The 12844-nt window shown below is 69.5% G+C and carries 12 protein-coding genes; 8 read left to right on the forward strand and 4 right to left on the reverse strand.

What is annotated here, in order from left to right; all coding sequences use genetic code 11:
- Positions 1–233 precede the first annotated feature (233 nt).
- The 3 genes from MKK69_RS06490 (at position 234) to MKK69_RS06500 (ending at position 4050) form a co-directional block, all read left to right on the forward strand.
- Complete coding sequence (locus MKK69_RS06490; protein WP_243966935.1) at positions 234–1211, forward strand: SPFH domain-containing protein; 978 nt, start codon at positions 234–236, stop codon at positions 1209–1211.
- Positions 1212–1216: 5 nt separating this feature from the next.
- A complete protein-coding gene (locus tag MKK69_RS06495; protein WP_243966937.1) occupies positions 1217–1666 on the forward strand; it encodes an NfeD family protein in 450 nt (149 codons plus the stop codon).
- A 221-nt stretch (positions 1667–1887) separates the two neighbouring features.
- Positions 1888–4050, forward strand: coding sequence for a molybdopterin-dependent oxidoreductase (locus tag MKK69_RS06500; RefSeq protein ID WP_243966938.1), 2163 nt, complete (start codon positions 1888–1890; stop codon positions 4048–4050).
- A gap of 300 nt (positions 4051–4350) precedes the next feature.
- Here the strand turns inward: MKK69_RS06500 and MKK69_RS06505 are convergent, their stop codons facing one another.
- Complete coding sequence (locus MKK69_RS06505; RefSeq protein ID WP_243966939.1) at positions 4351–7230, reverse strand: phosphoenolpyruvate carboxylase; 2880 nt, start codon at positions 7228–7230, stop codon at positions 4351–4353.
- Positions 7231–7346: 116 nt separating this feature from the next.
- On the opposite strand from MKK69_RS06505, the gene MKK69_RS06510 reads away from it, so the two are divergent.
- Together MKK69_RS06510 and MKK69_RS06515 are read left to right on the forward strand one after the other, a co-directional pair.
- Positions 7347–7676, forward strand: a complete 330-nt coding sequence (locus tag MKK69_RS06510) for a hypothetical protein (protein ID WP_243966940.1) — start codon at positions 7347–7349, stop codon at positions 7674–7676.
- Positions 7673–8293 carry a hypothetical protein gene (locus MKK69_RS06515; protein ID WP_243966941.1) on the forward strand — a complete coding sequence of 207 codons (621 nt, stop codon included), beginning with the start codon at positions 7673–7675 and terminating at the stop codon, positions 8291–8293. The genes MKK69_RS06510 and MKK69_RS06515 overlap by 4 nt, the downstream gene beginning before the upstream one ends.
- 94 nt (positions 8294–8387) lie before the next feature.
- On the opposite strand, the gene MKK69_RS06520 is transcribed toward MKK69_RS06515, so the two are convergent.
- A complete protein-coding gene (locus MKK69_RS06520; protein ID WP_243966942.1) occupies positions 8388–8753 on the reverse strand; it encodes a ComEA family DNA-binding protein in 366 nt (121 codons plus the stop codon).
- Between the two features lie 262 nt (positions 8754–9015).
- On the opposite strand from MKK69_RS06520, the gene rpmF reads away from it, so the two are divergent.
- Positions 9016–9204 carry a 50S ribosomal protein L32 gene (gene rpmF, locus MKK69_RS06525; protein ID WP_243966943.1) on the forward strand — a complete coding sequence of 63 codons (189 nt, stop codon included), beginning with the start codon at positions 9016–9018 and terminating at the stop codon, positions 9202–9204.
- 17 nt (positions 9205–9221) lie between these two features.
- On the opposite strand, the gene MKK69_RS30930 is transcribed toward rpmF, so the two are convergent.
- Together MKK69_RS30930 and phaR are read right to left on the reverse strand one after the other, a co-directional pair.
- Positions 9222–9353, reverse strand: a complete 132-nt coding sequence (locus MKK69_RS30930; protein ID WP_279598221.1) for a hypothetical protein — start codon at positions 9351–9353, stop codon at positions 9222–9224.
- A gap of 279 nt (positions 9354–9632) precedes the next feature.
- Positions 9633–10220: a polyhydroxyalkanoate synthesis repressor PhaR gene (phaR, locus tag MKK69_RS06530; RefSeq protein WP_243966944.1), complete on the reverse strand. Its 588-nt coding sequence runs from the start codon at positions 10218–10220 to the stop codon at positions 9633–9635.
- A 317-nt stretch (positions 10221–10537) separates the two neighbouring features.
- Between phaR and MKK69_RS06535 the strand changes: the two genes are divergently transcribed.
- Both MKK69_RS06535 and phbB read left to right on the forward strand, forming a co-directional pair.
- On the forward strand, positions 10538–11722 hold the full coding sequence (locus MKK69_RS06535) for an acetyl-CoA C-acetyltransferase (RefSeq protein ID WP_243966945.1): 1185 nt from the start codon (positions 10538–10540) through the stop codon (positions 11720–11722).
- Between the two features lie 114 nt (positions 11723–11836).
- A complete protein-coding gene (gene phbB / locus MKK69_RS06540) occupies positions 11837–12565 on the forward strand; it encodes an acetoacetyl-CoA reductase (RefSeq protein WP_243966947.1) in 729 nt (242 codons plus the stop codon).
- The last annotated feature ends 279 nt before the right edge of the window (positions 12566–12844 follow it).

A 12844-nucleotide genomic window follows, 5' to 3' on the forward strand; every position in this document is an offset into this window, starting at 1 on the left:
CAAGCGTTGCACCGGGGAAGCCGAAGCAACGACGAGCGCGACGCTGCCAGACTTCCTAGGCCCTGCGGCCTGAACCATTGATGATCGGGGCGATGGGTCCCTCGTTCACCCGGGCCATCGCCCGCCTCCCGGCGGTGCGGGTCGGGATCGCGGTGCCGCCTCGCGCTTCGATCGGCCCGGTCGCGGGGGAGGGGGCCGCTCGCTAGGCTGCGGGGCGGAGAGGAGACAGGGCGATGGATCTTTCGTTGGGGCTGAGCGTGTTCGCGGTCGGTGCCGCTTCTCTGGCGGTCGTCACCCTGGCGGCCGGGGTGAAGATCGTGCCCCAGGGCTACGTCTACACGGTGGAGCGATTCGGCCGCTACGCCCGGAGTCTCGGCGCCGGCCTCGCGCTGATCGTCCCGTTCATCGAGCGCGTCGGGCGGCGGGTCAACGTGATGGAGCAGGTGATCGATGTGCCGAGCCAGCAGGCCTTCACCCGCGACAATGCCGGCGTGACCATCGACGCGGTCGTGTTCTACCAGGTGCTCGATGCGGCCCGCGCTTCTTACGAGGTCTCGAACCTCGCCCTCGCCGCCACGACCCTGACCATGACCAACATCCGCACGGTGGTCGGCGCGATGGATCTCGACCAGCTCCTCGCGCACCGCGACGAGATCAACGAGCGCCTGCTCCGGGTGATGGATGCGGCCGCCGCGCCCTGGGGCGTGAAGATCAACCGGATCGAGATCAAGGACATCCTGCTGCCCCCCGACCTCGCCGGCGCCATGGCCCGGCAGATGAAGGCCGAGCGCGAGAAGCGTGCCTCGATCCTGGAGGCGGAGGGCCAGCGCGCCGCCGACATCCTGCGGGCGGAGGGGCGCAAGCAATCGGCGATCCTGGAGGCGGAAGGCCGCCGCGAGGCCGCCTTTCGCGATGCGGAGGCCCGCGAGCGCTCCGCCGAGGCCGAGGCGGCGGCGACCGGGATGGTCAGCCGGGCGATCGCCGAGGGCGACATCGCGGCGGCGAATTTTCTGGTGGCGGAGAAGTATGTGGACGCCGTGCGGGCGCTCGCGACCGCGCCGAACCAGCGGGTCGTGGTGGTGCCGATCGAGGCCGCGGCGCTGGCGGGCACGCTCGGCGGCATCGGCGAACTCACCCGGGCGGTCTTCGGGGAGGCGTCGCAGGCCCGCCGTGCGGGCGCGCCGCCCGACGTCGCCGCGCCGCGGCGCTGACAGCCATGACCGATACCCTCGGGATCCTCGCGGCCCTCGGCCCAGCCTGGAGCTGGGTGATCGCCGGCCTCGTCCTGTCGGGGGCCGAGATCGCGGTGCCGGGCGTGTTCTTGATCTGGTTCGGCCTGGCGGCCTTGGCGACCGGGCTCGCCGCGGCGCTGATCCCGATGCCCTGGCAGGGTCAGACCCTGCTGTTCGCAGGCCTCGCCGTGGTCCTGGTCGGGATCGCCACCCGCCTGTCCAGCCGGGCCAGCCCTCGCGACGCCATGCTCAACCGTGCCGACCGCGGCCTGATCGGTCGCGCGGGCGTGCTCGCCGAGCCGATCGTGCAGGGCACCGGCCGCCTCCGCTTCGACGACACGCTCTGGCGCGTCGAGGGACCGGATCTGCCGGCCGGAGCGCGGGTGCGGGTGGTCGGGCTGTCCGGGACGGTGCTGCGGGTGGAGGGATTTTGAGGGGCGGGGCGTCGGGCGCGGCGCGACGGGTTCGTCGGAGACTGCTCCCGACCCACCCTTGCCTCGCTGAGGCGAGTCCCAGCTTCCCAAAAGCAGATGCCGGTTCGAATAGCGCTCACTCAAACGACATTTGGACTTGTTCGCACTTAAGTGCATCCTGTCCAGGCACCGGGCCGGCCCCCCAGGAACAATAAGGGGAGACGCTCGGCCGTGGAGGGCACATGAACGAGATCGTCAAGCCGGACTCCCTGATCGTCGCCGAGGCCGAGAGCCTGACCGAGACCTTCTTCGGCGGCTGCCCCCATGATTGCCCGGACACGTGCTCGATGCTGTTCGAGGTCAAGGACGGGGAACTGCTCGGTGTGCGCGGCAACCCGGACCACCCGATGACCCGGGGCGGTCTGTGCGTGAAGCTGAAGGACTACGAGAAGCGCCACTACCATCCCGATCGGCTACTCTACCCGATGAAGCGCGTCGGGCCGAAGGGGTCGAAGCAGTTCGAGCGCATCACCTGGGACGAGGCGCTCGACACCATCGTCATGCGCTGGAAGGCGATCATCGACCAGTACGGGCCCGAAGCCATCGTGCCCTACAGCTACCTCGGCAACCAGGGCCTCGTGCACGGGCTGAACGGCGGCGACGCCTTCTTCAACCGCATGGGCGCGACCGTCACCGAGCGGACCTTCTGCGGCGAGGGCTCGTGCACCGCATGGCTCCTCACCGTCGGTCCGACGGCCGGCCTCGACCCGGACAGCTACATCCATTCCAAATACATCGTGATCTGGGCCTGCAACTCGGTCAGCACGAACCTGCACCATTGGGCCATCGTCAAGGACGCCCAGAAGAAGGGTGCCAAGGTCGTGGTGATCGACACCTATGCCTCGCGCACCGCTAAGGCGGCTGACTGGCACATCGCGCCGAAGCCCGGCACGGACGGGGCGCTGGCCATGGCGCTGATCAACTCCATCATCGCCCAGGGTCTCGTCGATCAGGACTACGTCGACAACCACACGGTCGGCTTCGAGGAGCTGAAGGAGCGGGCCGGCCCCCGCACGCCGGAGTGGGCGGCCGAGATCACCGGCGTCCCGGCCGAGGACATCCGCAAGCTCGCCTACGAGATGGCCACCGCGCAGCCGGTGGGTATTCGCATGGGCGTGGCGCTGGAACGGCACTACGGCGGCGGCCAGACCATCCGGGCGGTGACCTGCATCCCGGCCCTGACCGGCGCGTGGCGTCACGTCGGCGGCGGCGTCACGCAGTTCGGTGTCTGGGAACACCCCTACAAGTTCGACGTGATGTGCCGACCCGATCTGATCCCGGAGGGGACCCGCGTCGTCTCGAACCTGCAGATCGGCCGCGCGCTCACGGGCGAGATGCAGCTCGACCCGCCAATCATGTCGATGATGTGCTGGAACTCGAACCCGGTCACGCAGGCGCCCGAGACCGACAAGATCGTCGAGGGGCTGATGCGGGAGGACCTGTTCATGGTCTCGGCCGAGCACTTCATCTCGGACACGGCCTCCTACGCCGACATCCTGCTGCCGGCGACGATGGGGGCGGAGATGGAGGACATGATCCTGTCGTGGGGCCACCTCTACCTGACCTACAACACCAAGTGCGCGGACGCGCCCGGCGAGGCGATCCCGAACAACGAGATCTTCCGCCAGCTCGCGGCCCGGCTCGGCTTCGAGGAGGAGAACTTCACGTGGAGTGATAGCGAGTGCCTGGAGCACTACGTCGACTGGTCCGCCCCGGCCTGCGAGGGCATCGACCTCGCCTACATGCGCGCGCACGGCTTCGCCCGGCTGAAGGTCGGCACGCCCGACGACCGGGCGCCGCACAGGGACGGCAACTTTCCGACGCCGACCGGCAAGTGCATGCTCAAGGTCGAGGGCGCCACCAACTTCGTCGCGCCGCCGTTCCGGCAGATGTACGAGGGCTTCCAGCCGAGCGAGGCGCTCGACCCGCTGCCCGACTACCTCGGTCCGCGGGAATCCCACACGAACGACCCCGAGCTGGCCAGGCGCTTCCCGCTCAACATCGTCTCGCCCAAGAGCCACTACTTCCTGAACTCCTGTTACGCCAACATGGAGGACAATCAGAAGGGCCAGGGCGAGCAGTTCGTGATGATCAGCCAGCACGATGCCGACGCGCGCGGCATCCGGGACGGCGACCGGGTGCAGGTTGCCAACGACCGCGGCGCCTTCAAGGGCGTGGCCCGCATCACCGACGATGTGAAGGCTGGCATCGTGGTGGCGACGCTTGGCTACTGGCGTCAGCTCAACGAGGGCACGGTCAACAGCATCTCGTCGGGCGCCTTCACCGACATGGGCCACGCGCCGTCCTTCTCGGACAACCTCGTCGAGGTCGCCCGGGCGAACTGAGGGCGCCACCGATCGGCCGAGCGACAGACAGGCGCCCTACGGGGCGTTTGTTTGTTGGATAGCCGCCCTTGGGTCAGCCTGTGCTGAGACCGAAGTGGGCGAGCCCCGGGTGTCCGCTTCGCCTACCATCACGCTCGAACGCGGACCGACAGAAAACCAAACAAAGCAGCCGCCGTAACGGGCCTCATGGCGAGAGGTCTCAACCAAGGCTACGACCGCCCGCGCTGCAGTGATGTGCCACCTGCACGCCCACAGACTTCGATCGGACCGGGGCGTTAGCCTCTCGCCCGAACGAACTTTCTACCCGAACGCCCCCACCTCGTGCTGGATCATCCCCGAGATCTCGCGCACCTGATCGAACATCCGGCGGATCGGCTGGAACAGATTGGCGTGCTCGGCCTCGTAGGTACCGACATCCCGCGGGCCGGCCGCCTCGCCGAAGTTCAGGCCCAGGGTCGGATCCGGGGTGACCGGGAAGATCGCGTCGAGCAGCGTCAGGCAGCCGTCGATGTCGAGGCGCAGGAAGCGCTCTAGGAGCTGCTCCCGGGAGACCCCCGCCTGCGGGCGGAAGCCCGGGATGTGCACCGCCAGGAACCAGATCCGGTGGATCAGGGCCAGCCGCAGGGCGTGCAGCAGGGTCAGCCGGGCCGACATGGTCGGCAGGTCGGGGGCCGCCGCGGTGAGGGCGAGCCAGTCGCAGGTCAGGCGACCGAACAGGCTGCGCAGCGCCGGGGCGAGGTCGAGGCGCTCCAGGGCACCGGCGATCACCACCAGTTCCTCCCGGCGGAAGTCCTTCTGGGTGCGTCGCGCCCGTTCCAGCCACACGGCGGGGTCGAGGGTGTCGATATAGGCGCGCAGCACGTCGAGATCGCCCGCGGCGGCCGCGTGCTGCACCAGGCGGAAGGCCCGGGAGAAGCGCACCGAGTCGCGGCGCATGTCGCGGAACAGGTCGGGACCGCGCTGGGCGGCCCGGCCGATCCCGTAGAGGGAGTTCGCCAGGAAACCGAGCTGGTGCAGGATCGCGTTGTTGGGGATCGCCCGCATCTGCGTCGGATGGGTGATGCGGGCCGGGCCGCCATTGTCCGACTGGCGCGCCACCGGGCGCGAGCCGGTGCGGTCGATCAGGCTGGGACCGAAGGTGCCGAGCAACGCGGCATAGCCGGCATCGTCGACCAGGGCCTCCATGTCCTGGCGGGCCGCGGTGAAGAATTCGAGGGCGAAGTCCGGCTCCGAGTAGATCGGGTCGTCCGCCGCGTCGGCACCGTCCGCGGGGTCGTTGAGGGCATAGTCGGGGAAGCTGTCCTCCTCCGCCACGTCGAGGGCGTAGACGTGCTCGGCGATCCGGGCGATGCTCGCCTCGGCCAGGGCCTCGGTGCCGTAGAGTAGGTAGCCGTCGGTGCCCTGGAAGCTCGATTCGAGCCGGACCTTGATGCCGGCCTTGCGGTTGCGATTCCGCGCATCCTCGGGGGCCAGATAGGCGAGGCGGTCGCGCAGCGAGGTCGGGTGGGCGCCGCGGCCGATCGATTCGCCATGCGTGTCGAAGATCGCGAGTTCGATATCGGCCAGGCCGTTCTGGACCAGCATCTCGGTGATGCGCAAACGCAGCCGCTCGATCCAGAAGGTCGCCGCGAGCTGGCCGACGTAGCGGCCCGAATCCGAATAGCCGAACTGCACGGTCAGACGGCCGATGCGCTTGAGGTACTGGCGCCAATGCGGGTTGCGCAGGGCATCGTCCAGTACCCGGATGCCCTGCTCCAGGGCGCGCGCCGTCTCGAAGAGCGGGGTGATCTCCAGCTTGTCACTGATCCCGTAATGGCGCGCCAGCCAGAGGGCGGCGAGCAGGGTGTAGCCGGTCTCGGTCTCGGCGATCAGGAAGCGCACCGGGTGGGTGCCGTCCACGTGCTTGAGGATCTGGGCGATCGTCATCATCAGCCGGGCGGCCGAGGCCCGCTCGGCGGCGAGCGCGCCGAAATCTACCGCCACCGGGCGGACGTCGTTCAGGAGGGCGTGGATCGTCGCCAGATGCGAGCGGCGCCGGGCCGCGTCGGTGGGCTCGCCCTCAAGATCGATCACCCGGCGCACGGCGTTGTGGATCTGGCTGGCGTTCAGCCGGAAATGCGGCAGGGCGTTCGACAGCCCGTGCGTGGCGACGCCCGCGCGCAGGACGGCGATGCGCCGCTTGTCGGCGGCGTCCTCGACCCCCTCCAGGGCGGCGGTAAGGCCGGCCACCAGGGGGCCCGCATCGGTCTGGGCGCGCTCGCGCTCGATGATGAGCGCCAGGGCGAAGCGATGCACCGCTTCGAGGGACGGCTTGTCGCCCAGCCGCGGCGCCACGGCGAGCTGACGGTTCACCGCCGCCAGCGCCCCCTCGGCCAGGGCCCGGACCTCGCGGCAGGCGCCGGCCTCGGGCAGCTCGCGCATCACCCGGTCGAACTGCATGCGCTTCGAGATGAGGCGGTAGCGCAGGGTGTCCCACCAGCCGATATCGGTGCGTCCGTCCGTGTCGCAGCCGACCCAGCTGGCGATGGCGAAGGGGCGGGGCGTCAGCTCGGTCCAGCGCTCGGGCCAGCGGGCGCGGGCGGCGTCGAGCACGGCGCCGTTGAAGGCGTCCAGCGCCAGCCGCCCGTTATTGGCCGCCGCGCAGGCCTGCTCGAACTCCACGTCCAGGGTGATCGGCGCGTCCGGCCGGGTCGAGAGCGCGGCGGCGCGCGCGATCAGCCCGGCGCGGCCGGCCGCGTCCGGCAGGCTCGCGGCCTCGGCGAGCAGGGTCGCCACGGCCCGCGGCATCCCGAAGGTCGGGTGGGCCGTGAACACCACCGCGAAGGCGATGCGATGGATGAAGGCCGAAAAGGCGTCGAAGCTGTCGGCTCCCTCGGGCGCCGCCGCCACGAGGCGGGCGGGGATCGCCGCCTGGGCGTCGCCGGCGGCATCGCCGAGACCGACATAGGCGCGCAGCCGCGTCGCCCGCGCCGCGAGCGATTCCATGCGCAGCCGCGCGAACAGGCGGTCGAGATCGTCCGCGGAGATCTCGTCCCGGTCGAATCGGCGGGTGATCGCCAGGGTCACGGCCAGGACCGGGTTGCGGAACGGATCCTCCCGCGCCTGGTCGCGGGCGGCCTCGATCAGGCCGAGGAGGTGGTCCTCCAATTCCTCGGGCTCGCGGCTCGGCTCGTGCTGCATGGTCGGTCCCGGCTCCGGTCTGCCCGCATCTACCCGGCCCGCCGCTCGACGCAAGGAGCGTTCCGCGCGGGATGGGCTGGCGGCGGCCCGGTGGCCGGGCTAGAGCTTCGGGCCTCATGGAGCGCCTGTTCATCATCCTGGCGATACTGATCTTCGTCGTCGCCATCGTCGCGGTCGCCGCGATGGCGGCCCGGGGCCGGCGCGAACCCCTGCGCATGGGCTCCGAGCTGGATGCGGAGGACGAAGACCTGTTCATCGGCGCGGTCGGCCCGCGCCGGAGCCCGATCGACCGGACCGCGCAGATCCTCGATCAGCAGGTCCTCGATCAAAGGACGCGCGATCCGCACGTGCTCGATCTGGAAGCGACCGAATTGGAACCGATCAGGGCTCTGCACCGGACGGACCGGGGCGCGGCGCGGCGCGACGCACCGGAGGCCGGACGATGAGGTCGCGGGCCCGCGGGGCCGCCGCCCTGCTCCTCGCCACAACGCTGCACGCGGCGGCGGGCCAGGCCGCGCCCGGGCCGGCGCCGGCCGCCGCAGCCGACCCGGCGCCGGCCTCGAACCCCGACGCGACCCCGGCGGTCGCCCCCGATCAGCCCTGCGGGGGCCGTGCGGCGCGTTTCGAGAACGGCAAGGGCTTCAGCATGGTGATCACCCGGGCCGGCCAGGTCCAGACGACCAACCCGCTCAGACCCTTGACGACGGAGGTGAACCAAGTCCTGCAGGTGGTGATCGCCGGCAAGGTCGCCACCGCCTACGGCCCGGATTTCTCCACGCTGCGGCGCGGGAGCGTTCCGTCGGCCATCGAGGCGATGCTGGGCGGCCCGATCAAGTGGCAGCCGTCCCTGCCGACGCTGCCCGAATCGATCGCCATCGTCAGTGAGGAGGGGACGCCCCTGGCGCAGCTCGCCTTCCGCACCTGCGAAGCGCCCCCGGCCGTGAAGGCGCCGCCGAAGGTGCAGGCTCGGAAGAAGGCCCCGGCGCGGCCGGCGGCACCGAAGGCCGCGGCCGAGAAGGCCCCGCCGGGCTTCTCCATGCCCCAGGGGGCGATTGCCGAATAGGGCACCGTCCCGAAGGCCCGGTGACGGCGCCCGCTATGGAGCGGATCAGGGGGAGTGTCGCGACGGATGTCGGATCCGATGCGCGGCGCCCGGCTCACTTCTGCTTGGCGATGACCCTGTCCTTGATGCCGTCGTAGACGGACTTCGGGATGATCTTCTTGGAGACCAGATCGTCCTTGCCGCGATAGGGGCGGCCCTTGACGATTGCGGCCGCGCGGGCCGCCCCGATGCCGGGCAGGGCATCGAGTTCCTGGGTGCTGGCGGTGTTGAGGTCGATGAGCGCCGTCTTGGCGGCGTTCGGCGGCCCGGCGACCGGAGCGCTCGGGGCCGTGGGCTTTGCCGGGGCCGTCGGCGCCGTGGTGGCCGGGGTCTGGGGGGCGGGCGCCTGCGCCAGCACGGGGCCTGCCACGAGACTGGAGAGCAGCGCGAGCAGGGCGAGGGTCTTGGTGGAGGAGGCCATGGCGTTCTCCCGAAAGGCGCGGTCCGCTGCGCGGCACCGGCCTCGCAGGTCTGGGCCGTTCCGCTTGAACCCACGCTTAACGGTTGTGTCTGGTTCCCCCAGGCAGCGTCGCAGTTCCGAATTCCGGAGCGATGCCCTAGCCATGGGCGAAGGCGGGCGTTATAAGCGCGCCCTCATCCGTATCCCGCGGTGCGCGTGGCGATCCTCGATCGGGGAGCCGCCCGGGCGCCGCTTTGTCCGCGGCGTCACGAAGGATCCTGCCATGGCCGTTCCGAAGCGAAAGACCTCCCCCTCCCGCCGCGGCATGCGCCGCTCGGCCGACGCCCTCAAGGCGCCGGCCTATGTGGAGGACAAGGATTCGGGCGAGCTGCGCCGTCCGCACCACATCGATCTGAAGACCGGCATGTATCGCGGCCGTCAGGTGCTCAAGGTGAAGTCCGCCGAGGCGTAAGGCCCCGTGGCGGCGCCTCAGGCGAGGCGCCGCGCCGCCTCCGCGTAGCGCGCGGCGGCCATCTGTGTCCGTTCCTGACGCGACGGCAGCAGCGTCGGGTCATCGGCGGTCAGCAACTGGGCGACGAAGCCGGCGCGGGCCCGCCCCACGGCCGTGCTCAGCGCCCGCGCGGGCTGTCCGCGTTCCCCGGGACGCCCCCCTTCGATCACGACCAGCGCACGGCCGGAAGGCCCCGCGGATTCCGCAGGGGCCTGCGCCGTCGCGCCGCGTGTGGCCCCAACGGGACCGGCCTGTGCCGGGCCGGGACGACCGCCTGTTCCGACTCGCACCATCGCGACATTCTCCGCACGTTTCCGTGCCGTTGTCGCAAGGGTGATACCGGTATTAAGGGACCGTCAACCTTCTATTCGGTCGCAGGGCGCGGGTGACTACTTCTTCGCCAGCGCTTCCAGGCGCTGCTGCATCTCCAGCATCTGACGCTTCAGATCGTCGAGTTCACCGCCGGCATAGGCGGCTGGCGCGGCTGCCGGGGTCGGCTGCGTTCCTGCGGGCGGCGCGAAGCCGGTGAACATCTTCATGGCATCGCCGAAGAAGTTCATGTTGGTGCGCACCGACTGCTCGATCGCATTCTGGAACGCGGCCGGACCGAAGCTGTGGGCGAATTTCTCGCGCAGCCCATCCTGGTCCTTGGCGAAATTGGCCATGGAGAATTCCAGGAAGCTCGGCACCATCGTGCGCATGCTGTCGCCGTAGAAGCGGATCAGCTGGCGCAGGAACGCCACCGGCAGCAAGTTCTCCGCGCCGGCTTTGTTCTCCTGCTCGAAGATGATCTGCGTGAGGACGGAACGGGTGATGTCGTCCCCCGTGCGGGCGTCGTAGACGACGAAATCCTCGCCGTTCTGGACCATCGTGGCGAGGTCCTCCAGCGTCACGTAGGTCGAGGTGCCGGTGTGGTAGAGGCGCCGATTGGCGTACTTCTTGATGACGGTTTGCGTGGCCTTGACGGTATCCGCCATCGGGAACGGCCTTTCTGGACTCGGGACCTAGGGACGTGCGTGATGCGGCTCTGCGGGGATCGTCTTCGCGCCCGCAACACGATCCTTAAAGCCTTCCCCGGGCGCAGAAAACAGCAAACTGCATCTCTTCAACGCAGAATAATGCAGGCGTCCGGGTGTGCGGACGGCATTTCAGTCACCTCGGCGCGTCATCGGCATCTTTTGAAGGCTCGTTGTGCATCCTTGACTTCGCCGAGGCCACGCCCTTCATCCCAGGACCGGCACAGAGCGCGCCCGGAACGTGGAAGGCGCGCCGGTCGTGAGAGGAGAACGTTCACATGGCAGCCAACGAAGAGATCGTCATCGTCGGGGCCGCGCGCACGCCGGTCGGCTCGTTCGGGGGCGCCTTCGGCGCGGTGCCGGCCCACGACCTCGGTGCGACCGCGATCAAGGCGGCCCTCGAGCGCGCCAAGGTCTCGCCCGACGACGTCGACGAGGTGATCTTCGGCCAGGTGCTCACCGCCGGTGCCGGCCAGAACCCGGCCCGGCAGGCCGCCATGAAGGCCGGCATCCCCGAGAAGGCCACCGCCTGGGGCCTCAACCAGGTCTGCGGCTCCGGCCTGCGCACGGTCGCGATCGGCATGCAGCAGATCGCCAACGGCGACGCCACGATCATCGTGGCCGGTGGCCAGGAATCGATGTCGCTCTCGCCCCACGCCCAGTACCTGCGCGCCGGCCAGAAGATGGGCGACGTCAAGCTCGTCGACACCATGATCAAGGACGGGCTCTGGGACGCCTTTAACGGCTACCACATGGGCCAGACCGCCGAGAACGTCGCCCAGGCCTTCCAGCTCACCCGCGAGCAGCAGGATCAGTTCGCCACCCGCTCGCAGAACAAGGCCGAGGCCGCCCGCAAGGAAGGCCGGTTCAAGGACGAGATCGTGCCCGTCACGATCCCGGGCAAGAAGGGCGACACCGTCGTCGACACCGACGAGTACATCCGCGACGGCGCCACCGTGGAGGCGATGGCCAAGCTGAAGCCGGCCTTCTCCAAGGAGGGCACGGTCACGGCCGCCAACGCGTCGGGCCTCAACGACGGCGCCGCCGCCCTGGTGCTGATGTCGGCCTCCGAGGCCGAGCGCCGCGGCCTCACCCCGCTCGCCCGGATCAAGTCCTGGGCGACCGCCGGCGTCGACCCGAAGGTGATGGGCACCGGCCCGATCCCTGCCTCCCGCAAGGCCCTGGAGAAGGCCGGCTGGACGCCCTCCGACCTCGACCTGATCGAGGCCAACGAGGCCTTCGCGGCCCAGGCACTCGCTGTGAACAAGGACATGGGCTGGGACGACGCGAAGGTGAACGTCAACGGCGGCGCCATCGCCATCGGCCACCCGATCGGCGCCTCCGGCGCCCGCGTCCTCGTCACCCTGCTGCACGAAATGAAGCGGCGCGACGCCAAGAAGGGCCTCGCCACACTGTGCATCGGCGGCGGCATGGGCGTCGCGATGTGCATCGAGCGGACGTGATCGTTCAGTCACGTCAGGTGTACGCGACAACTTAGACTCAAGGCCGAGATCATAAAAATTCGCGTGCGGACGCCATCCGCACGCGGCATCACGGGATGCAAACAGGAGGAAACAATGGCTCAAGGACGCGTCGCCCTCGTCACGGGCGGCACTCGCGGCATCGGCGCGGCGATCTCGAAGCGGCTCAAGGACAAGGGCTACCGGGTCGCCGCCAATTACGGCGGCAACGACGAGGCGGCCAGCGCCTTCAAGGCCGAGACCGGCATCCCGGTCTTCAAGTTCGACGTGGGTGACCTCGCGAGCTGCGAGGCCGGCATCAAGGCGATCGAGGCCGAACTCGGACCGGTCGAGGTGCTGGTCAACAATGCCGGGATCACCCGGGACGGTGCCTTCCACAAGATGACCTTCGAGAAGTGGCAGGCGGTCATCAAGACCAACCTCGACTCGATGTTCACCTGCACCCGGCCTCTGATCGAGGGCATGCGCAGCCGCAACTTCGGCCGGATCATCATCATCTCGTCGATCAACGGTCAGAAGGGCCAGGCCGGCCAGACGAACTACTCGGCCGCCAAGGCCGGTGTGGTCGGCTTCGCCAAGGCGCTGGCCCAGGAGAGCGCGTCCAAGGGCATCACGGTCAACGTGATCGCCCCGGGCTACATCGCCACCGAGATGGTGATGGCGGTGCCAGAGGATATCCGGAACAAGATCATCTCGACCATCCCCACGGGCCGCCTCGGCGAGGCCGACGAGATCGCCCACGCGGTCGAATATCTGGCGAGCGAAGAGGCCGGGTTCGTGAACGGCTCGACGCTGACGATCAACGGTGGTCAGCACTTCGTGTGACCGCCGGCGGGTGCGCCGGCTCGGGCCGGCGCACCCGATCGAAAGGAGGCCGATTGCCGACGCCGATCCGCGCCTGTCAGGACCAGCGGCATCAGGATCGACCGCAAATCCCAGTTCAAGCTTGGGGTAGGAGACTCGTTGCATACGCTCTCACCAACTGCACCCGCGGGTGCAGCAGGCCTGATCAGATTTGCGTTGGCGGGCCACACGGTACACCACAGTCGTCCGCGGACTGGGTTGGCAGTCGCGACCTGCCCCCTCTCCCGCACGGGAGAGGGG

The sequence above is a fragment of the Methylobacterium sp. J-026 genome (assembly GCF_022829585.1).
Lineage (GTDB): Bacteria > Pseudomonadota > Alphaproteobacteria > Rhizobiales > Beijerinckiaceae > Methylobacterium.

Excerpts from the sequence above, each read along its gene's own strand:
- MKK69_RS06490 (WP_243966935.1), top strand. The coding sequence starts at position 234 with ATGGATCTTTCGTTGGGGCTGAGCGTGTTCGCGGTCGGTGCCGCTTCT.
- MKK69_RS06495 (WP_243966937.1), top strand. The coding sequence starts at position 1,217 with ATGACCGATACCCTCGGGATCCTCGCGGCCCTCGGCCCAGCCTGGAGC.
- MKK69_RS06500 (WP_243966938.1), top strand. The coding sequence starts at position 1,888 with ATGAACGAGATCGTCAAGCCGGACTCCCTGATCGTCGCCGAGGCCGAG.
- MKK69_RS06505 (WP_243966939.1), bottom strand. The coding sequence starts at position 7,230 with ATGCAGCACGAGCCGAGCCGCGAGCCCGAGGAATTGGAGGACCACCTC.
- MKK69_RS06510 (WP_243966940.1), top strand. The coding sequence starts at position 7,347 with ATGGAGCGCCTGTTCATCATCCTGGCGATACTGATCTTCGTCGTCGCC.
- MKK69_RS06515 (WP_243966941.1), top strand. The coding sequence starts at position 7,673 with ATGAGGTCGCGGGCCCGCGGGGCCGCCGCCCTGCTCCTCGCCACAACG.
- MKK69_RS06520 (WP_243966942.1), bottom strand. The coding sequence starts at position 8,753 with ATGGCCTCCTCCACCAAGACCCTCGCCCTGCTCGCGCTGCTCTCCAGT.
- rpmF (WP_243966943.1), top strand. The coding sequence starts at position 9,016 with ATGGCCGTTCCGAAGCGAAAGACCTCCCCCTCCCGCCGCGGCATGCGC.
- phaR (WP_243966944.1), bottom strand. The coding sequence starts at position 10,220 with ATGGCGGATACCGTCAAGGCCACGCAAACCGTCATCAAGAAGTACGCC.
- MKK69_RS06535 (WP_243966945.1), top strand. The coding sequence starts at position 10,538 with ATGGCAGCCAACGAAGAGATCGTCATCGTCGGGGCCGCGCGCACGCCG.
- phbB (WP_243966947.1), top strand. The coding sequence starts at position 11,837 with ATGGCTCAAGGACGCGTCGCCCTCGTCACGGGCGGCACTCGCGGCATC.